Source organism: Bifidobacterium sp. ESL0800, assembly GCF_029395355.1.
GTDB lineage: Bacteria > Actinomycetota > Actinomycetes > Actinomycetales > Bifidobacteriaceae > Bifidobacterium.
Genome location: NZ_CP113913.1, coordinates 144854 through 164363, shown reverse-complemented (window position 1 = coordinate 164363; position 19510 = coordinate 144854). Strand labels below are relative to the sequence as shown.

The window sequence follows — 19510 nt, the reverse complement described above, 5'->3', positions numbered from 1 at the left end:
TCGGTAGCCAATCAGGACTCCAAAAAACAAGTGGGTTCCGGATGCTAAACGTATCCGGAACCCACTTTTGTAATGCGGACAGGGCGAGATTCGAACTCGCGGAGGATTGCTCCTCAACGGTTTTCAAGACCGTCTCTTTCGACCGCTCAGACACCTGTCCATGTTGCGGTTAACGGCTCGCACCGCAAACGCAACGTATGAAATTATAACAGCCGCCCGCAGACACTCACACGCCGACGTAACCGCTGCTTTATAAACTGCCAAAATGCCAAGATGCCAAAACAAAAGCGCCGCGGCTTCTGCCATGCATCCACATTGGGCAGGACCGCGACGCTTTCAACGTTACAGCTACGGCGCTCACGCCTCCCACTTGGTGGGCTCGATGACCTCGCGGCCGCCCATGTAGGGGCGCATGGCCTTCGGAATCTCGATGGAGCCGTCCTTCTGCTGATGGTTCTCGAGGATGGCTACGAGCCAGCGCGTGGTGGCCAGTGTACCGTTCAACGTGGAGACCGGGCGGGTGGAGCCGTCCTCGCAACGCTCGCGGATGTTGAGGCGACGGGCCTGGTACTCGGTGCAGTTCGAGGTGGACGTGAGCTCGCGGTAGCGGCCCTGCGTGGGCACCCAAGCCTCGTTGTCGAACTTGCGTGCGGCGGAGGAGCCGAGGTCGCCGGCGGCGGTGTCGATAGTGCGGTAGGGCACCTCGACCTTGGCCAGCATCTGCTCCTCCATGCCCAGCAGCTGCTGGTGCATCTTGCGGGAATCCTCCTGCTTGCAATAGACGAACATCTCCACCTTGTCGAACTGGTGGACGCGGATGATGCCGGACGTGTCCTTGCCCGCGGCACCGGCCTCGCGCCGGTAGCAGCTGGACCAGCCGGTGTACTTCAGCGGCCCGTTGGACAGGTCGAGGATCTCGTTTTCGTGCATGCCCGCGAGCGCCACTTCCGAAGTGCCCACGAGGTACTGGTCATCAGGTTCGCGCAGACGGTAGATCTCGTCTGCGTGCGAATTCAGGAAGCCGGTTCCGGCCATGACCTCGGGACGCACCAGCGTCGGGGTGATGGCGAGCGTGAAGCCGTTCTCCTCAGCCTGGTCGACGGCCATGGTGAGCATCGCGATCTGCATGCGGGCCACAGCGCCGCGCAGGAAGTAGAAGCGAGATCCGGAGACCTTGACGCCACGACGCATGTCGATGCCGGCCACACCGACGCCGAGCGTCAGGTGGTCCTTGGGTTCGAAGCCCTCGGCCTTGAAGTCGCGCGGCGTGCCGACCTTCTGCACCACCACGTAATCGTCCTCGCCGCCTTCGGGCGCTTCGGGCTCGACGATGTTGGAGAACTGCCACATGGCCTTGGTGTAGGCCGCGGAAGCGTCGTCGGAGGTCTTCTTGTACTCGGCGACCTTGCCCGCCAGATCCTTGGTCTGCGCGATCAGCGTGGCCTTCTCTTCAGGAGCGGCGGCAGCGACCTTCTTGCCCATGGCCTTCTGGCTGGCACGCGCCTCCTCATAGGATTTCAGGGCGGCACGGCGGGTTTCGTCCTGCTTCAAAACCTCGTCGACGAGTTCGACGGATTCTCCGCGCTTGCGCTGGGAATCGCGCACGACGTCGGGATGTTCACGGATAAATTGGATATCTAGCATATCCTCAAGCCTACTTCCGTAAAGGGACACTTACGGCGGTTTTGCGGCCCGCCCGTAAGCGCCGGTATTTGTATCGTTGTTTTATTAATTGCGGCTATCGGTTTCGCAATCGTTCTGCCACGAAAGCGAATGGAAAACGAAGAACGACAAGGCGACATAGCGACCGGCCAACCGGGTCACAGGAACAACCCGACGATGTTGTAGAAGATGGCGCTGACCGCGACCACGCCGACGACCACGATGAACACGTTGCTGATCTTGTGAGCGTACTCCTTCAGCGCCGGCACCTTATGCACGCCGTACATCGGCAGGAGCAGAAGGATGAAGGCGATCAGCGGGCCGGCCATGGTCTCGATCATGCCGATGGCCGAGGGGTTGGCCCAGGCCACGAACCAGCAGGCGAAGAACATCAGGACGCTGACGAGGACGTTGAGCTTCTTGCGCTCTACCACCACGCCTTTGGTATGCGCCACCTTGCGGATGATGCCGCCGAGCCCTTCCTCGACCCCCAGATAATGGCCGAGGAACGCCTTGAAGATGCAGACGAACGCGGTGATCGAGGCGATCCAGGAGATGGCCGGGGTGCCCAGCATATTGGCGAGATAGCTCAGGATGGAGACGTTCTGCGCCTTGGCGCGCGCCACATCGCCGGGAGTGAGCGCCAGATCGCTGCTTAAGACGAAGAAGAGCACAACGGTGACCATCATGGGCTCCCCGACCTTCAAAATCCTGCCGATCTTGTCGTCGGAATATTTGCCGTACCGCCTGCGAACGTTGACGGAGAAGGACGAGACGATGGCGGAATGGTCGAAAGTGAGCACGATGACGGGGACCAGAAGCCACAGGCTGAGCAGAAGCGCGCCGAAATCAAAGCCGCCCGCGGCGTTTCGCGGGATACTGGTCAGCATCGAAGGGTTCCAGCGAGGGATGAGGTAGAGCGCGAAAATCACCAGCACGGCGATGACCGGCCAGGTCAGCCAGCTCATCACGCGGGTGACGGTACGGGTGCCGCAGACCATGATGGCGATCAGCACCGCGACGAGCACGAGGGAAAGCAGCCAGCGCGGCGGGGTTTGCATATGCAACTGATTGACGATGAAACTTTCGGCCGTATTGGTGATGGAGACCGAATACATCAGCAGAATGACCAATACCTCGACGAAATAGATAATGGTGAAGACCATGCCGAAACCGAAGCCGAAATGCTGCTCGACAACGTCGGTGATGTCGTCGTCGGGGTTACGGGCCGAAAGCACGAACCGGCACATCGCCCGGTGCGCGAAATAGGCCAGCGGATAGGCCACAAGCAGCATGAGCACGATGCCGATGACGCCCGCCCCACCGGCGTCGATCGGCAGGAACAGAACGCCCGCGCCGATCGCCGTACCGAACAGGCTCAGCATCCAACGCACGTCCTGGCCGTGCCATTTGAGCGCGGAGGCCTTGTCGTCCTGATAATCCTTGCTTTTTGCTTGTTTGTTTCCGGACGTATCGGCTTGCGCGCTCTCTGCCCGTCTTTGCGCCAGTTTTTGTACCGGTTGCTCTTCTTCACTCGTCATGAATCCACTTTCCCTCATGTTTTGCTGGATTTTTCAAACCACTTCTTATAGGTCACTGCCCTAGACGGAGCAAAAACACACGTTACCGGGCAGCTATGCCGTTGCGATCACGCAATATTTGAATGGAACGAAACCGATACATCAATCCGAAATATCGCTGCAGACGGCGGTCGACGACGAATGCGATCGACGGGTCGAAGCGAGAATGCTGGCGTTCATGGCAATCAAAGAGCGGCACACAGCATTGGCCGTGATGCCTGCTTCAATTCCTTTACCTAGCATGGTTCCCAAGTATATTGAAGCCTGCACGCGCTCGACCGTCCGGTGACAAATAGTGAGACGGGATTGTTTCGTGACCGTTTCCAAGGCAAACCAAGCAAACAGGCGAACCAACGTGTAGGATTCGTTCATCTTTTTTCGACTTTCGGGCGCAACGTCACTGTATCGCGACACAATAGAGCCATGTCTCGAACCGTACTTGTCATCGTCATCGCCGTGGTTGCGGTATGCGTTCTCGCCGTTGCCGCCGCGCTGGCACGGCGCGCCTGGTGGCGGTGGCGCAGGGTACAGAGACTCAACCAACGTGACGACGATCAGGTCCGGTACGCCTTCATCATCAACCCTTCGAAACCCCAGGCCGCGCGTGCACGCCTGCACATCGAGGAATTCTGCAAAGACCATGACATCGCCGAGATCGAATTCATCGAAACGACGCTTCAACGGGACGGACGCGTTTGTGCGCTGGAAGCGCTGGAACACGGCGCCAACGTCCTGGTGGCTGTGGGCGGCGACGGCACCGTGCGCACCGTGGCCAGCGCCATAAGCGGCACCGGGCACACCTTGGGCATCATCCCCATCGGCACCGGCAACCTTTTCGCCCGCAACATGGGCATCCCCGTCGACGACATCAACGCGGCCCTGGCCATCGCCACCTCGCACGGCGAACGCATGGTCGACATGGGACGCATGGCACTGCTCGACCGGCCCGACGACGACCATGCCCACGCCTTCCTCATTATCGCAGGCATCGGTTTCGACGCCGACATGATCAACGACACCGATCCGGAATTGAAGAAAAACATCAGTTGGCTCGCCTATTTCTCCGGCGGCATGAAGCATCTGTTCGCGCCGAAATACCGCGGGGCCGTCACCATCACCAGCGCCGACGGAAGCTCTCACACGGTCGGCGAGCTGCATTTCCGTACGTTCATGGCCGGCAATTGCGGCCAGATTCCCGTGTTCTCGCTGATGCCTGACGCCTCGTTCGACGACGGACTGCTCGATTTCGAAATCATCGATACTTCCGGCGGCATCCTCGGATGGATGAACCTTTTCGGCGACGTGATGCACCAGACCATCACCGGACGCGCACAGCAAAGCCCGCTTTCCACCAATTCGACCATGGACCAGATCCAGGGCATCAAGGCAGAAATCCAGCTCGAAAAGCCCGCGCTGGCTCAGGTCGACGGCGACATGCTCGGCTCGACCAGCCACATCCGTTTCAGCGTCGAGCCCAAGTCGCTGCGCGTGCGCGTCCCGGCCAAGGCCGAGCTGGAGCAGATCTAAGTATCGCAACTACTCTTCGACTGTTTTCACAGCCATCTCACGGTCATTTCCCGATTACTTCGCAATCGCTTCGGCCACTTCCCCGCTTACTTCGCGTCTGTTTCCCGCCTACTTCGCGCCTACTTCGCGTAACCGGTCAGTTCCAGCTTCTTGGAGACGTACTCGCCGATATACACGCCGCTGGTGCCGTCGTAACCCTGCTTTTTGACCTCGTCCTCGAGCCAATCCTTGTCGTGGCCGATGGCCTCCAGCACGTCCGTGTCGACCTGACCATCGACGATCAGCGGCAGGCGCAGTGTCTCGTCACCATAGCAGATGACGGTCAACTGGCCGTTCTGCTCGAAGTAGGCCTTCAGCACTTTGGAAATCTCGTAGACGCCCTGCGAGCGCAGCTTGAGCATCAGGTCGCTGGCCGAAACGCCCTTGCGCATGCAGGTGGCGACATCGACCTTGCCGTGCGAGATGAGCATGACCGGACTGCCGTCGATGAGTTTCTTGATTGGCCGGCTGTTCTCCTTGCCGAACTTGATGAGCATGCACAAAAGCATCCACGTGATCAGCACGAAGACGAACTGGAGCACGGTGATCTGCTCGTTGTAGATCACGCCGCCGATGATGGCGCCGAGCACGTAGTTCTGGATCTGGTCCATGGCGCTGGTGGGTGCGAGGTTGGATTTGCCGAAGAGGTTGATGTGGACGATCAGGAAGGCGATGCCCACGACGAGTTTGACGATGAGTGTGGTGCTGATAAGCATGGCGGTTCCTTACTTTTCTTCTTTGACGTCGGCGAGCATGTGGGTTTCGGTGAGTTTGTAGGCGGTGTAGTCCGTGTTGAGGTTGACCGTATAGTATTTGTCGCCGATTTTGACGATGACGTCCTGATTCAGGTATTTCGAATTGACCAGCACGTCGTTTTCGGAAACGTGCCGCTCCTTGGCGACGTGCTGCACAAAACTGACCATCTGCTCGCTTTTGGCGCTGGCCGTCTCGCTTTGCTGGAACTGCGTGAAGCCGCTGCCGAGCACGAGCACCACCAACAGCAGCGCGATGATGCCCAAGTCCCGGTATTTCGTTTTGAGCCGGTGCCGCAGATAGAGCACGAAGAACGCGACCAGCGCCACGCACAGCGCGATGATGATGACGAATCGGACGACCTGGTTGATGCCGTGCTGGTTCTGCAGGTAATTGATACCGTAAAATGTCATGGAAATGCCTCAAACGTAGGTTGACAGGTTATTTCTCCCGTTTCATCGTAAGGGCGTCGCAATACGTAGGTCGGCTTTGGCGCTGATAGAAGAATTTATATGACATTTTCCAGCCGACTGACCGCTATAGGCACCAGATCTCGCAGGATTGACCCGCTCGTTTCGCTTCGCATTTCCAGCCATCAACGCACTATCGTGTTTCAACGCGTCTCAGCTGCTGCAACACAAAACTGTGCGAAAAGTGCACTTTAGCCCCCGTTTAAACGCACTTTTTTGACGGCACCGTGAGAAAAATGCATATTGGACTTTTCCAAATGCACTTTTTTGACGCTAGCGTTAAGAAAGTGCATATTGACGCATGTAAAACGCACTTTTTATACATCAGATATCTCAGTTCGCACAATCGCCTTGTGCGATTGGTTGTGACAGCGCACAAAACTTGCGCTTTCGCCGCGCGACTGTGGCACAATGGAAGCATGGTTGCAAATAATGCGGGCAAACCCGCCACACAAGCCGACCTCATTGACGTCGATGAGGTCATCGGACAATACTATGACGCCATCCCCGACCCCGCCGACCCGGCGCAGCGCGTCTCGTTCGGCACTTCCGGGCACCGCGGCTCGTCGCTGAAGACCTCGTTCAACGAGGCGCATATCGTCGCGATCAGCCAGGCCATCGCCGAATACCGCAAAAAAGCGGGCGTGACCGGACCGCTCTATCTCGGCCGCGACACCCACGCGCTTTCCGGTCCGGCGATGAAGACGGCCATCGAGGTGCTCGTCGCCAACGGCGTGACCGTGCGTATCGACTCGCGCGATGACTTCGTGCCCACTCCGGTCGTCTCGCACGCCATCCTCACCCACAACCGCGCCGCCGACGGCTCGCAGCGCTTCAAGGGCGAGGGGCTGGCCGACGGCATTGTGGTGACCCCTTCGCACAACCCGCCCACCGACGGCGGTTTCAAGTACGATCCGGTCACCGGCGGTCCGGCCCCGGCCGAAGCGACCGAAGCCATCGCCAACCGCGCCAACGAGCTGCTCGGCTCGTTCCGCAACGTCAAGCGTGTGCCCTACGACGAGGCCATCAAGTCCCCGCTGGTTGAACGCTTCGACTACCGCGACCATTACGTTTCCGATTTGGGTGACGTCATCGACTTCGACGCCATCCGCTCCTCCGGCGTGAGGCTCGGCATCGACCCGCTGGGCGGCGCTTCCGTGAATTACTGGCCGCTGATCTGCGAAAAGTATGGCCTCAGTATCGGCGTGGTGCGCCCCGAGGTCGACCCGACCTGGCGATTCATGACCATCGACCACGACGGCAAGATCCGCATGGACCCCAGCTCGCAGTATGCGATGAAGGGTCTGGTCGACGAACTGAACGCCGGAGCGTGGAGCAAGTACGACCTGGTGGGCGGCACCGACCCCGACGCCGACCGCCACGGCATCGTCTGCCCTGACTGGGGCGTGATGAACCCGAACCACTACCTCGCCGTGTGCATCGCCTACCTCTTCGGCGGCGCACGCCCCGGCTGGCCCGAGGGTACCGGCATCGGCAAGACGCTCGTCTCCTCCTCCCTGATCGACCGCGTGGCTGCCTCCATCGGCGCCAAGCTCGTCGAGGTGCCGGTCGGCTTCAAGTGGTTCGTCGACCCGCTCTTCACTGGCGAGGTCGCGTTCGGCGGCGAGGAGAGCAGCGGCATGAGTTTCCTGCGCCGCGACGGCCACGTGTGGACCACCGACAAGGACGGCATCATCCCCGACCTGCTCGCCGCGGAAATCACCGCCAAGACCGGCAAGAACCCGGCGCAACTGCATCAGGAACAGGTCGCCAAATTCGGCGAAAGCTGGTACAAGCGCGTCGACACGCCTACCACGCTCGAGCAGAAGCAGAAGTTCGCGGATCTCACCCCCGATGCGGTCTCGGCGACCACCCTGGCCGGCGAGGACATCACCGCCAAACTCACGCGCGCGCCCGGCAACGATGCTCCTATCGGCGGCATCAAGGTGACTACCAAGAACAACTGGTTCGCCGCCCGCCCCTCCGGCACCGAGAACATCTACAAGATCTACGCCGAGTCGTTCGTCTCCCCCGAGGCGCTCGACCAGGTCCTCGCCGAGGCCACCGATGTGGTCGACAAGGCGTTGGACGAATAACCAATAGCACAAAGGTCGGCCGATAGGAAAGTTGAAACAGCGCAATCAAGCGGTTTCAAAAATCCTACCGACCGACCTTTGTGTTTTCGCCGCCGACACGTAACCTTGGAAACATGACTATTACGGTTTCTACGGACGGCAGCGCGCTGGGCAACCCCAACGGGCCGATGGGATGGGCGTGGGCGGACCATGCGGCGAATGCTGCACGGACCGACGGCCACCAGCACGACGGCGACAGTGACGCGGGCGGCGCCACCAACGGCACCAACCAGATCGGAGAGCTCTGCGCGGTGCTCGAGGCGTTGCGGGCGCACCGTGGCGCTGAACCGCTGACCATCGAAACCGACTCGCAGTACGCCATCAATTGCTCGACCACCTGGGTCAAGGGATGGAAGAAGAACGGCTGGAAGAACTCGCAGCACAAGCCCGTGAAGAACGCCCCGCTGATCAAGGCCATCGACGCGGAAATCGCCGCCCGGCCCGGCCCGGTGAAGTTCGTCTGGGTCAAGGGACACAACGGCAATCCAGGCAATGAAAAAGTAGACGACCTGGCCCACACCTACTCCGGCGACGCGCGCAGCGGGGTCAAGGACGGTTACCTGCCGCTGGAAGGCTGGCAGTCGCTGCTCGCCTCGGCCTATGCCAAGGGCGTGGATATTCCCGCCGACGCACGCATGCTTATCGACGGCAAAATCACCGAGGAACAGTATCATCTCGAACGCGGCACACAGTCGGGCGGCGGGCTTGATGACGGAAACGAGGACGGTTCCATGGATAGCGACAGCCAGAACGCAGAGAACGGAAACACGACCGGTCAGACTGACGTTTCGGCTTCCCGCAAACCGACACTCGCCGAACGACTTGCTCAGCCCGAAGGCGTGCCCGAGTACGATTTCAGCGGGCGCAAGCCGGTAGTCGCGCATCATCGAGCGGCCGAGAACGACGAAACGACGGATGAAAACGTCCGTCACGACGAAGACGAAGAGAAGCCGGATACGATCGGCCGAACCGTACGTTCTCATCCCAATTTCAGCGGTTCGCCTGTAGGAGACGACGTCACCATTCCTGCTGACCGGAGCGAGACCCCCACCGAAACCGAGTTGCCGGTCTCGGATGAGACGAGCGAATCCGGCAAACCTGCCGAAACGGGCAACTCCGCAAACACCGGCGAGGCCGAACGCTCAGCTGAAACGAATACATCTCCAGTATCCGAGAACACCGATGCCAACGGCACTGGCGGCGACGATAAAGCCAACAATAACGATGACGCCGACAATCACGATGACACCGATGACAGATTGAACGGCACTAGTGACGACGCCGACAACGGCCACAAATCCGACGATACCGACACAGACGACGAAGGCTATATCGACGCCACCGCCAATGAAAACGATGATGCCGACACCGACACCGATGACGACACGAACGCCGATGCTGGTGTTAGTGCGGGCGCCAACGCCAATAACGATACCGTTGATATCGTCACCAACGACGATGCCGCCGCGGTCGAAAACGACGAGAGCAGCGACACGCCACGCGCCACCGGTTCCAGCCCGAAGCCGGAAACGAATCCGGAACCTCGATATATCCACAACGGGCTGAGCGTGAACGGCACGTTGCGTTTTTCGCCGGCACCGCAGACCAGCCCGACATACAACGGTCGGCCGCGACACATCCGCGGCATTATCGCCATCGACGGATATGTGGCCGGAGATGGCACCATCGTACTGAATAATGTTCCGTTCCTCATCGCCAACGAGAAACACAAAAAGTAACAGAAACAAACAAAACATGAACACAAATAAAAGTATCGGAACACCGATACTATGGATAGTGACGCTCGTCACTATATGACTGAGCTGGCCTGTTAAAAGGAGTATCAATGGATAAGGAACAACAAGACGCGCTTAAGAAGGCAGCTGGCATCGAGGGGGCCAAGTTTATCAAGGACGGCATGATCGCGGGCCTCGGCACCGGCTCGACCGTGCGGTTCCTGGTCGACGAGCTCGGCCGTCGCACCCAGGAGGAAGGCCTCAAGTTCACGGGCGTGACGACTTCGCGTCGCACCGCCAAGCAGGCCGAGGGCTACGGCATCAAGATCGTCGACATCGACGACGTGGACCATATCGATCTCGCCATCGACGGCGCCGACGAAGTGGACAAGAACTTCAACGGCATCAAGGGCGGCGGCGCGGCCCTGCTCTGGGAGAAGATCGTCAACGAGAACGCCAACTACAACATCTGGATCGTCGACGCCTCCAAGGTGGTCGACACTATCGGTGCGTTCCCGCTGCCCGTCGAGGTCATCCCCTACGGCTCCGCCCACGTCATCAAGAAGTTCGAGGACAAGGGCTACAAGCCGGTGCTTCGCCGTAACGCCGACGGCACCGAGGTCCGCACCGACGAGAACAACTATGTCGTCGACCTGCATCTCGAACGCATCGACCACCCGCAGGATCTCGCCGAAGACCTCATCAACACGGTCGGCGTGGTGGAGCACGGCCTCTTCCTCAACCGCGTGGACAAGGTCATCGTCGGCAACCCGAACGGCCCGCGCGTGCTGACCGTTTCCGAGAACTGATTCCGGGCCCGGGTTCCAGCAAATAAAAAATGCGCCATATTTGCGCCGCTAATTGCTTGTAAGCGGCTCGAATATGGCGCAATTCCATGTTTGCGCTACTTGAGCGCTTCGACCGCCTTGCGAGCGGCGTCGTAATCCGGCTCGGTGCCGATTTCCGGAACCTGCTGCGTGTAGGCGACCTTGCCGTCACGGTCGACGACAACCACGGCGCGTGAAAGCAGTCCCTTCATGCCACCGTCGGCGATGGTCACTCCGTAATCCTCACCGAACGAGGAACGGAACGCAGAACCGGTGACGACGTTCTTGATGCCCTCCGCCCCGCAGAAACGGCCTTGCGCGAACGGCAGATCCTTGGAAACGCAGACCACGACGGTGTCTTCGAGCTCGTCGGCCATCTGATTGAACTTGCGCACCGACATCGAGCAGACGTCCGTGTCGACGGACGGGAAGATGTTGATGACAACCTTCTTGCCCGCGAATTTCGACGAGTCGAAGTCGTTGAGATCGCCATCAGCGAGCGTGAAAGCCGGAGCTGCAGAGCCGACGGCGGGGAGATTTCCTACGGTATTGGTGGCCACGCCACCCAAAGTAATTTGTGCCATACCTCATGATTTCACGAAACGCGCCGATATGCCAGCGTTTTACGCTACCTGATAGCAATTCACGCGCTTTGGCGCCAATAATCCGGCCATATCGGGAAACGGAAGCGCAGCGAAACGGAAACGCAGCGAAACGGGACGCACATCAACAACAAAAGGCCCGGAGCCTTGCGACCCCGAACCTTGGTAAAAAGCTTTATTACTACTTGCGCTGATGACGAGTCTTACGCAGCAGTTTGCGGTGCTTCTTCTTGCTCATCCGCTTGCGGCGCTTCTTGATGACAGAACCCATCTGAAGCCTCCAATCCTTGACTATAAGTTTGCAACTTTACCTATGTTACTCGCTCTTGCCGACTTAAAACGCTGTTGTTCCCATTTCCACCAGACCAGCGCAAATCACACAACGAACGCGTCACCTCAGCATTGCCTCGATCCATTAAACACGAACGCCGGGAGATTCGACCTAAAGCGGGAATTTCGAATAGAAGCGTTGGATCGAATCCTTGGGACCCGTGGCCTGAAAAACGACGGTATCGTTCTGCCAGACCGCCGTGGCCGTCTTGCCCTTGTCTCCATTGGCTTTCACCACGTATTTGCCCGTGGCATTGCCGGAAACCTTGACGTCACCACTGGCCACATCCGTACCTTTGAGCGCGCCGACCAGCGTGTCATATTGCGTTTTCGCCGTATCGTTGCCGGACCATTGCGCCACCACAAGCGTGACGTCCTTGGCTATGTTTCCTGTCGAATACGTGAGCGTGTATTCCTCCAGCGGGGAGGCGGACGTCCAGTTTGCGCTGGGAGCGGCTTCCGTACGCGCGAAATTGACAACCGTGTCGGGCATCGCCTTCAGCAGAGGCGTGGCGTCCTGCGGCAGCTCCTTGGCCTTGATGCTCGGGGTGGTGGGCTGGGGCTTGGCGGAAGTCGTCTGCTGCTGTTTTTGTTCTTCGCTGGCGCTTTTGTTCATCGCCCAGCCCGGCCATACGAACGCGGAAAGCAGGGCAAGGACGATTACCACCGCAGCCGCAATCACGACGGCGATCAATTTGCCATGAGAAGAAGAGGAATTCCTTTGTTGAGTCGACATAGCCGCAATTATTTCACATCGGGCTGACGCTGGCCAATTGGGGAAATTCAAAACAATGTCGACTTCACGACACAACTTCAGCCGTCAATCTCCATCCAATTCCCGTATTTTCATATTCTTGGTGGCACCAAGAGGCGCAAAAATCAAAGAATTGATATGAATTCTGTAATTTTTGGGGTACTTGGTGCACCAAGAGGGCTAAAAAATGAAGAATCGGCATTCAATTGCCTCGATTCCGCGGACTTGGTGCACCAAGATACCTATTATTCCGCAATATAACGGTTTCAGGACTCTCATGTTTGGTCGGTGAAAGAATCATTGACGGGGAATTGAACATTCTCCTGATTTCCCGATTTCATGATTTTCCTCCGACTGACTTGCCCTTGTCGGCAAAATTGGCTAGCGTCGGCATCATGGCAAAGAATGCGACACAGTATGTCTGCTCGGAGTGCGGATGGAACGGCGTGAAATGGTACGGGCGCTGCCCAGAATGCGGCGCGTGGGGCACCATCGAGGAATTCCACGAGGCACGGCCCGCCGCCGCGTCACGCACCGCCGCACCCGGACGGACCTCGCGCACGCAGGCCAGCTCCGCGGTCATCGCAGGCAGCGCCGCGGCCAAGCCGATTACCGAAATCTCGACTGAAGGCGCGAAGCGTATCCCCACCGGCTTCGGCGAGTTCGACCGGGTGCTCGGCGGCGGCATCGTGCCGGGCTCGGTCGTGTTGGTCGCCGGCGAACCTGGCATCGGCAAATCGACGCTGCTGCTGGAAACCGCGGGAAACGTGGCACGCGGCAACGCCAAGAAATCCGTCCTGTATATTTCGGGCGAAGAATCGCAGGCGCAGGTGCGTATGCGGGCCTCCCGCATCAACGCGCTCGAAAGCAACCTGCTGCTGGCCGCCACCACCGACCTGGCCACAGTGCTAGGGCTGATCGAGCAGGAGAAGCCAAGCCTCGCCATCGTGGATTCGGCGCAGACCATCGTCTCGCAGGACGTCGATGGCATCTCCGGCGGCTCCACGCAGGTGCGCGAAGTGGCCAGCGCCCTGATCGACACCGCCAAAACGCTTGATATCCCGGTGATGTTGGTCGGCCACGTCACCAAGGACGGCTCCATCGCCGGTCCGCGCACGCTCGAGCACCTGGTCGACGTGGTCTGCCAGTTCGAGGGTGATCGCGTCACCGCACTGCGTATGTTGCACGCCGCCAAAAACCGTTTCGGCCCGACCGACGAGGTGGGCTGTTTCGACATGAGCGGCGAGGGCATCGAAGAGGTCAGCGATCCCTCCGGCCTGTTCCTTTCGACCGAAGACGCGCCGGTGGAAGGCACCTGCGTCACGTTCACGCTCGACGGTCACCGCAGTCTGCCGATCGAGGTGCAGGCATTGGTCACCAAATCCGTTTTGCCTACGCCCCGCCGCAACACCAACGGCATCGATTCGAATCGCCTGGCCATGCTTTCGGCGGTGCTATACCGTCACGGGCGCGTGAATCTTCTGGCCAATGACCTCTACGTTTCCACCATTGCCGGCGGCCTGGCCAAGGAACCGGCCTGCGATCTCGCCATCGTCGCCGCATTGGCGAGCGCCGCCACCAGCAAACCCATCGCCCGTACCACCTGCGCGATGGGCGAGATCAGCCTCACCGGCCAGGTACGCCCCGTCCCCCAGCTGAGCCATCGCCTCAACGAGGCCGCACGCCTGGGCTTCACCCGCGCCGTAGTCCCCACCAACCGCAGCCGTCGCAAACTCAAAGCCGTCAAAGGCTTGGAAATCATCGAGGTCTCGTCCCTGCGCGACGCGCTTGAGGCACTGAGCGTTTCGAAAGGGAGATAGTGCTTTAATCGTCATCAAAACACGAGATTGTAGGTAGGAAAACATTCAAGCTTTTTGACCTACAATCTCATATAACCGGGAAGTCATTTAAATGACTTCTCAAATCGATAAACCGAACATATTACCAATCACGACTTATCATTTCTGACATAATCATTACATTACTCCCTCAGCTTTCGTCACTCACGGAATCATAAGACGAACAGATTGCCGAAATCAGTGCCGCGATGACAAGGATGATGACACCTACGCAAAGGAGCCTGCGCAGACGATGGCCTCGACGCGGTACCTGCATGACCTCACTCAAACTCGACCATGAATTCATGTTCCATATCGAACCCGTGTTGGTGCCCGCAGGCTCACCCGGTTGCGCGTCCGCAACGGTTGTCGCCGTCTTCTGCACGCCGTGCTGTGCCAGCCGAGAGACCGGCGAGGAAATGTTGACGCCACTCATGCAGATTCACCGTCGCATCGATAGGAAACATGCTGCGCCACCAATGACGCTTCAAGGGTTGGTATCATCTTCGTTCTCCTTTGACCGGCATAATTGCCACCGACAATGCCGTTTACGTTTCCACCCTACGGGCCGAAATCCGAAAACCGTATCGGTGAACACCCTGAAACATCCCTGATTTATCAACCCTGAAAGCCCTGAGTATGAGCGACTCCAATCAAGGAAAGCGCAAGCCGGAAAATGGATTTCTCTCAATAACGTATTTCTAAACCCATCAACTAAAACTTCGCATCAAAGAATCTCATCTGCAGCCGATTCCCAAGGAATTGGTAGAATGAACCCGGCAGGAAACATAATGTCGGCAAAAGCCGGGTCTGTGTTTTCGAGAACATTCATTATGGGAGGGGATACAACGATGAGCGTTGCATTTGAGGATATGAGCGAGTATGCACAGCACGTGGTCAAGACGCTGGGTCTTGAGGCGCATCCCGAGGGCGGCTGGTACCGTCAGACCTGGCTGAGCCTGCAGGCCGCGGCCGGTACGGCAACGAAGCAGGCCGCACAGCGCGGCGAAGAGCTGCGCACTACCGGCACCGGCAATGCCGCAGCTTCGGCAGGTTCCGTCACAACCGACGTAGCGTATTCCGAGTCTACCTACGCCGCCACCGCCGCCGATCTGAAATCGATGAAAGCGACCGAAGGCCGGCCGCTGGCCTCACTGATCTACTTCCTTTTGGCACAGGGCGATGCGAGCGCCTGGCACAAGGTGGACGCCACGGAAATCTGGCTTTGGCACGGACCGGCCACCGTCGGCCTTGAACTGGGGGGATATGGCGACGCACCGGCCGACGAATCCGGACGCACACTCTACACGCTCGGACAGGGACTTGCCTCGGCCGATGTGGATACGTCATCGACGCCGGTAGGCCAAGTGGTCATACCCGAAGGCTGCTGGCAACGCACCGTGCCCGGCAAGGGCGACGCTCTGGTCTCCTGTGTGGTGAGCCCTGGCTTCACCTTCGACGGCTTCACGCTGGAATAGGAAGAACCTGGTTTCAGTCTCACCACGTCCGAACGACAGAACACCAAGTCGCACAACGGCGACTGCACAACAACAAAGCATCAAAAAGAGGGTCCCTGCCTAAAATCTGCAGAGACCCTCTTTTACGGCCTATCTATACAAGCCAAACCCGCTATGACACGTAACAACCAAGCATTCATATAAGCGGGACACACCGGTTTACGGTCTACAGTCTACGGTCTACGGTCTACGGTCTACAGTCTACGGTCTACGGTCTACTCTCGATCGCGACGCCCGAATCCGTTCATCAAACAGCCAATAACAATCCAGCCAACACCGGTCTCACTTCGCGTCAACAATCTCCAGCGTCTGATCGGCGTAGTCCTTCAGTGCGACCTTGAGCTCGTCGGTGCCGTCGAACTTGACCTGGCCGCGCAGGAATTGCGTGAATTCAACGCGCACCTTGTGGTCGTAAAGATCCAGCCAATCGTCGGTGACACAATACGGCTCGATGACCCGCTCGTTGATGCCGGTCTCGTCGCTATACGTCGGCTTGGTCCCGATGGAAATCGCGGCAGGCCAACGCCACGGCGAACCCTTGGCCATACGCATCTGCGCCGAGGGAGATGCCAGATTCGCGGCGTTCACACCGCTGGACGCAGTGCTTTGTGCGGCGTTGTTCGCGCTGCTAGCGGCAGTACCGCCATCAGAAGTACCGCCATCGTTATTCGCATCATCGTCAATCGGCCCCAAATCGACTAGCCAACCGGCGTACACCCCGTCGACGGGTACATAGCCCTCGACTTTCTGCGCCAGATTCGCGGTCGGGAAGCCGATCTCGCGCCCGCGCTGCTCACCATGCACCACAGCGCCTTCGACCGCATGGTCGCGCCCCAGAATTTCAGAGGCAGCCTTCACACACCCCTGCGAAAGCAGATAACGCACGTTCGACGAGCTCCAGACGCGCACCTTGCGGCAATTGTTCTGCTTGCTCCACGCGCGCAGTTCGGCCTTGTTCATGGCTTCTCGCGGGTCCTGCGGCTCACCGGTGCCTTCCGGCATCTTCGGCTCGAAATGCGACGGCACCCACGTATAGCCGGGCCCCAAATCATCGACCACGTCGAGCTCGAAGACGCGCGTGGCCTCGCAAAGCTCCTGAATGGCCTTGATATCGCCCTTGCGGTTCGCACCCATTGCCGCGTCCTGGCCGAGCACGAGCGTACGCATGCCCAGCTTGCCGACCATCTGGCCCAGGAAGAAACGGAACGATTTGGCCGCAAACGCCATTGTATAGTGCAGCACCAGCACGCGGTCCACCCCAAGTTCGTCCATGACCCGCGCCCGCTGCTCGACCGAACTCAGAGCCTGCGTGTCCACGAAATCCACCGGCAAGTCCATGCCGTCGTGCTCGTTGGCATAGGTATGCGCAAGCGCCGGCCGCGGATCGAGAATCATCGCTACGGACAGGGAATCGGTCTTTTTCGCCAGCTCCACCACGCGGCGCACAACGGCCTGATGCCCTTTGTGCATGCCGTCGAACACGCCAATCGTCATCACTACGCGCTTGTGCGAACTCAGGGTGGGCCAATCCACCAATCCGTTATCGTCGGGTGTCAACCTGGTGATTTTCATCAAAATCCTTTGTCTTGTCTGCCGCAAGCCATCTTATCAGCCAAGCCGCCTGCGCGAAAGCCCCTTTTCTTTTGAGCCTTCACACAGTTGGCGGGAAAACCACTACGGACTTGAGCTCATGGGCATTGGCCGGTTCCACGATGCCTACAATCTCACCGGTTTGCGGCAGAAATACCGCAGCGATGGTATTCGTCTCGTTGCTTCTGTCGTTTTGGGCACAAGAATCGGCGCCGGAGAGCGTATTGGAGTCTGCATTGTCCGCCATCGGCATCGGCAGTCTGCGACCGAAACGCAGGTTCCGGGCGTCGGCATCGGTGATGGGAACGGTCGGCATCGTACGTTGCGCGGCCTCAAGCATGGTCAGAGAGCGACGCTTCAGTTCTTCGGCATCAACGTCGAGCACGGCCTTGTTCAACGTCAGCGTCAAGCCCTCACGATTGGTGAAGGTATGCGGCTTGGCGTGGGCGGTGACCACGCGTTGTGCCAGTTGCGGAGCGGTCAGATCGAACCTGCCGACCCGCGTACGCCGCAGCCTTGTCAGGTAACCGCCGACGCCCAGAAGCTGGCCCAGATCACGTCCGAGCGAACGGATATACGTGCCCGTAGAGCAGCTGATGCGTACGTCCACGTCCACGACAGGAGTCCGTCCAGCAGCCTTTTGATTTGGTTCGTCTTCGATATCTCCGGCAGGTAAGCCATCCGTTTCTGCTTCGGCGTTGCGAGCGCCAAGCACGGTGAATTCGCTGATGGTGACCGGACGGGCGGCAAGTTCCACGGCCTTACCCTGACGGGCCAGCTCGTATGCGTGACGGCCATTGACACGAACGGCGGAATAGGAACTCGGCACCTGCTCGATATCACCGGTCAGATGCTCGTTGATGGCCTGCTTGATCTGTTGAAGTGTCAGTATACGGATTTTGTCGTGTCCGTCAGCACAAGACGTTCCACCATCAAAAACCTGTAGCAAGTCGTCGGCCTTTTCGATATCCGAAGAAGTCTTGGACAAGCTTCCATCGGCGTCGCGACCTCCATCCGACACGGCTACGATATTGCTTTCCCTATGCATATTCACGCCGCTATCGGTGGCATCATCATCCGATTCCGCCGGTATGGCCTGCACGGTTTCGTTTCGAGAATCATCGGCCAGTTTCACGGGGGCAACCGTCATGATGTCGCCTTCGGAATCGTCGGTGGTGCTGGCCTGGCCGAGCCGGATGGTCGCCTCGTAGGTCTTGGTGTGGTCGACGATATAGTTCAACAGCCGCGTGCCGTGGCCGAAACCGATGACCAATACGCCTGAGGCCTGCGGATCGAGCGTGCCCGCGTGGCCGACGCGACGCATGTGCAGTTCCCCGCGTACGGCCGCCACCACGTCGTGGCTGGTCACGCCAAGCGGTTTGTCGACCACCAGAAGCCCGGAAAGTTCCGGCTGCTTATTCTTCTTCGACACCATCATCCTCAAAGTCGGCGGCGGTCTTCTTCTTGCGCGGCTCGACGTACGGATTCGCCTCGCCAGCATATTGCGCGGTCTCGCGGGCCTTGTCGAGCTCCTCGTCTCGCCTATGGGCGGTGACCAGAATGTCCTCGATCTCGTGCGCCTCGCTCGGCACCTCGTCATAGATGAACTGCAGCTGCGGAGTCAGCCGCAACCCGGCCTTGGCGCCCACCAGCGAACGGAGCCTGCCGGTGGCCTGCTTCAGCGCCTGCTCGGCACGCTTGCGCTCCCCTTGCGCCTTGCCCTCCTGGCCGAGCTGGGTCCAGTAGACGCGCGCGATCTGAAGGTCGCCGGTGACGCGTACGTCGGTGATGGTGACGCCATTGAGGCGCTTGTCATGCAATGTGCGTTCCATCGACGAGGCGATGACACGCTGAATCAACGCCGCGATACGCGCGGCCCGTGGATTGGTTGTTGCCATAACGTTTCCTTTTATTACTTACTCTGGCTGTTACGTTTCATAATACAGACCGACTCGAATACGTGTTTCGAACGGCATTTGTCTTACAGTATCGGAAACGATACATTCCAAATCATCCCATACGAGGTTTCTGCACTGATTCGCTTATAGTACAAAGCGGCACCGTCAACGGCGCTCAATAGGTTTCTACCAGCACTAACTATCCCTAAGGTGCTGGAAACAACGAATTTAACGGAGCCAAATACGTCGTTT

The 19510-nt window shown here is 58.9% G+C and carries 17 protein-coding genes, 1 tRNA gene and 1 pseudogene; 6 read left to right on the top strand and 13 right to left on the bottom strand.

The window, feature by feature from the left end; translation table 11 throughout:
* Nucleotides 1-75: 75 nt before the first annotated feature.
* From OZX75_RS00745 to OZX75_RS00730, 4 genes are all read right to left on the bottom strand, one after another.
* Nucleotides 76-160 (bottom strand) — tRNA-Ser (locus OZX75_RS00745).
* 197 nt (nt 161-357) lie between these two features.
* Nucleotides 358-1644: a serine--tRNA ligase gene (gene serS, locus OZX75_RS00740; protein WP_277146338.1), complete on the bottom strand. Its 1287-nt coding sequence runs from the start codon at nt 1642-1644 to the stop codon at nt 358-360.
* Between the two features lie 176 nt (nt 1645-1820).
* Nucleotides 1821-3203 carry an SLC5/6 family protein gene (locus OZX75_RS00735; RefSeq protein ID WP_277146337.1) on the bottom strand — a complete coding sequence of 461 codons (1383 nt, stop codon included), beginning with the start codon at nt 3201-3203 and terminating at the stop codon, nt 1821-1823.
* A gap of 141 nt (nt 3204-3344) precedes the next feature.
* Nucleotides 3345-3614, bottom strand: a complete 270-nt coding sequence (locus tag OZX75_RS00730) for a hypothetical protein (RefSeq protein WP_277146336.1) — start codon at nt 3612-3614, stop codon at nt 3345-3347.
* A gap of 51 nt (nt 3615-3665) precedes the next feature.
* On the opposite strand from OZX75_RS00730, the gene OZX75_RS00725 reads away from it, so the two are divergent.
* Complete coding sequence (locus OZX75_RS00725) at nt 3666-4769, top strand: diacylglycerol/lipid kinase family protein (protein WP_277146335.1); 1104 nt, start codon at nt 3666-3668, stop codon at nt 4767-4769.
* 119 nt (nt 4770-4888) lie between these two features.
* On the opposite strand, the gene OZX75_RS00720 is transcribed toward OZX75_RS00725, so the two are convergent.
* Together OZX75_RS00720 and OZX75_RS00715 are read right to left on the bottom strand one after the other, a co-directional pair.
* Nucleotides 4889-5524, bottom strand: coding sequence for a DUF421 domain-containing protein (locus tag OZX75_RS00720; protein ID WP_277146334.1), 636 nt, complete (start codon nt 5522-5524; stop codon nt 4889-4891).
* A 9-nt stretch (nt 5525-5533) separates the two neighbouring features.
* The gene (locus OZX75_RS00715) at nt 5534-5974 is read right to left on the bottom strand and encodes a DUF3290 domain-containing protein (RefSeq protein WP_277146333.1); all 441 of its coding nucleotides are present in this window, start codon (nt 5972-5974) and stop codon (nt 5534-5536) included.
* A gap of 476 nt (nt 5975-6450) precedes the next feature.
* Between OZX75_RS00715 and pgm the strand changes: the two genes are divergently transcribed.
* From pgm to rpiA, 3 genes and pseudogenes are all read left to right on the top strand, one after another.
* A complete protein-coding gene (gene pgm, locus OZX75_RS00710; protein WP_277146331.1) occupies nt 6451-8127 on the top strand; it encodes a phosphoglucomutase (alpha-D-glucose-1,6-bisphosphate-dependent) in 1677 nt (558 codons plus the stop codon).
* Between the two features lie 113 nt (nt 8128-8240).
* Nucleotides 8241-9017: pseudogene (locus tag OZX75_RS00705) on the top strand (ribonuclease H family protein); the annotation flags it as partial.
* Nucleotides 9018-10012: 995 nt separating this feature from the next.
* On the top strand, nt 10013-10711 hold the full coding sequence (rpiA, locus tag OZX75_RS00700; protein WP_277146329.1) for a ribose-5-phosphate isomerase RpiA: 699 nt from the start codon (nt 10013-10015) through the stop codon (nt 10709-10711).
* A 95-nt stretch (nt 10712-10806) separates the two neighbouring features.
* On the opposite strand, the gene tpx is transcribed toward rpiA, so the two are convergent.
* From tpx to OZX75_RS00685, 3 genes are all read right to left on the bottom strand, one after another.
* Nucleotides 10807-11313: a thiol peroxidase gene (tpx, locus tag OZX75_RS00695; RefSeq protein WP_277146328.1), complete on the bottom strand. Its 507-nt coding sequence runs from the start codon at nt 11311-11313 to the stop codon at nt 10807-10809.
* 199 nt (nt 11314-11512) lie between these two features.
* Entirely contained in the window at nt 11513-11602 is a 90-nt protein-coding gene (locus OZX75_RS00690) for a 30S ribosomal protein bS22 (RefSeq protein ID WP_004268639.1), read from the bottom strand.
* Nucleotides 11603-11773: 171 nt separating this feature from the next.
* Nucleotides 11774-12397 carry a hypothetical protein gene (locus OZX75_RS00685; protein ID WP_277146326.1) on the bottom strand — a complete coding sequence of 208 codons (624 nt, stop codon included), beginning with the start codon at nt 12395-12397 and terminating at the stop codon, nt 11774-11776.
* A 413-nt stretch (nt 12398-12810) separates the two neighbouring features.
* On the opposite strand from OZX75_RS00685, the gene radA reads away from it, so the two are divergent.
* Nucleotides 12811-14235: a DNA repair protein RadA gene (radA, locus tag OZX75_RS00680; protein WP_277146324.1), complete on the top strand. Its 1425-nt coding sequence runs from the start codon at nt 12811-12813 to the stop codon at nt 14233-14235.
* A 169-nt stretch (nt 14236-14404) separates the two neighbouring features.
* Here radA and OZX75_RS00675 read toward each other — a convergent pair whose 3' ends face one another.
* A complete protein-coding gene (locus tag OZX75_RS00675) occupies nt 14405-14689 on the bottom strand; it encodes a hypothetical protein (RefSeq protein WP_277146323.1) in 285 nt (94 codons plus the stop codon).
* A 415-nt stretch (nt 14690-15104) separates the two neighbouring features.
* On the opposite strand from OZX75_RS00675, the gene OZX75_RS00670 reads away from it, so the two are divergent.
* The gene (locus OZX75_RS00670) at nt 15105-15731 is read left to right on the top strand and encodes a cupin domain-containing protein (protein ID WP_277146322.1); all 627 of its coding nucleotides are present in this window, start codon (nt 15105-15107) and stop codon (nt 15729-15731) included.
* A gap of 321 nt (nt 15732-16052) precedes the next feature.
* On the opposite strand, the gene OZX75_RS00665 is transcribed toward OZX75_RS00670, so the two are convergent.
* The 3 genes from OZX75_RS00665 to rbfA all read right to left on the bottom strand — a co-directional run bounded on the left by OZX75_RS00665 (nt 16053) and on the right by rbfA (nt 19258).
* Nucleotides 16053-17342 (bottom strand): riboflavin kinase, encoded by a 1290-nt coding sequence (locus OZX75_RS00665; protein ID WP_277146321.1) that lies wholly within the window; start codon nt 17340-17342, stop codon nt 16053-16055.
* A 79-nt stretch (nt 17343-17421) separates the two neighbouring features.
* Complete coding sequence (locus tag OZX75_RS00660) at nt 17422-18792, bottom strand: tRNA pseudouridine synthase B (RefSeq protein WP_277146320.1); 1371 nt, start codon at nt 18790-18792, stop codon at nt 17422-17424.
* Entirely contained in the window at nt 18776-19258 is a 483-nt protein-coding gene (gene rbfA / locus OZX75_RS00655; RefSeq protein WP_277146319.1) for a 30S ribosome-binding factor RbfA, read from the bottom strand. The genes OZX75_RS00660 and rbfA overlap by 17 nt, the downstream gene beginning before the upstream one ends.
* Between the last annotated feature and the right edge of the window lie 252 nt (nt 19259-19510).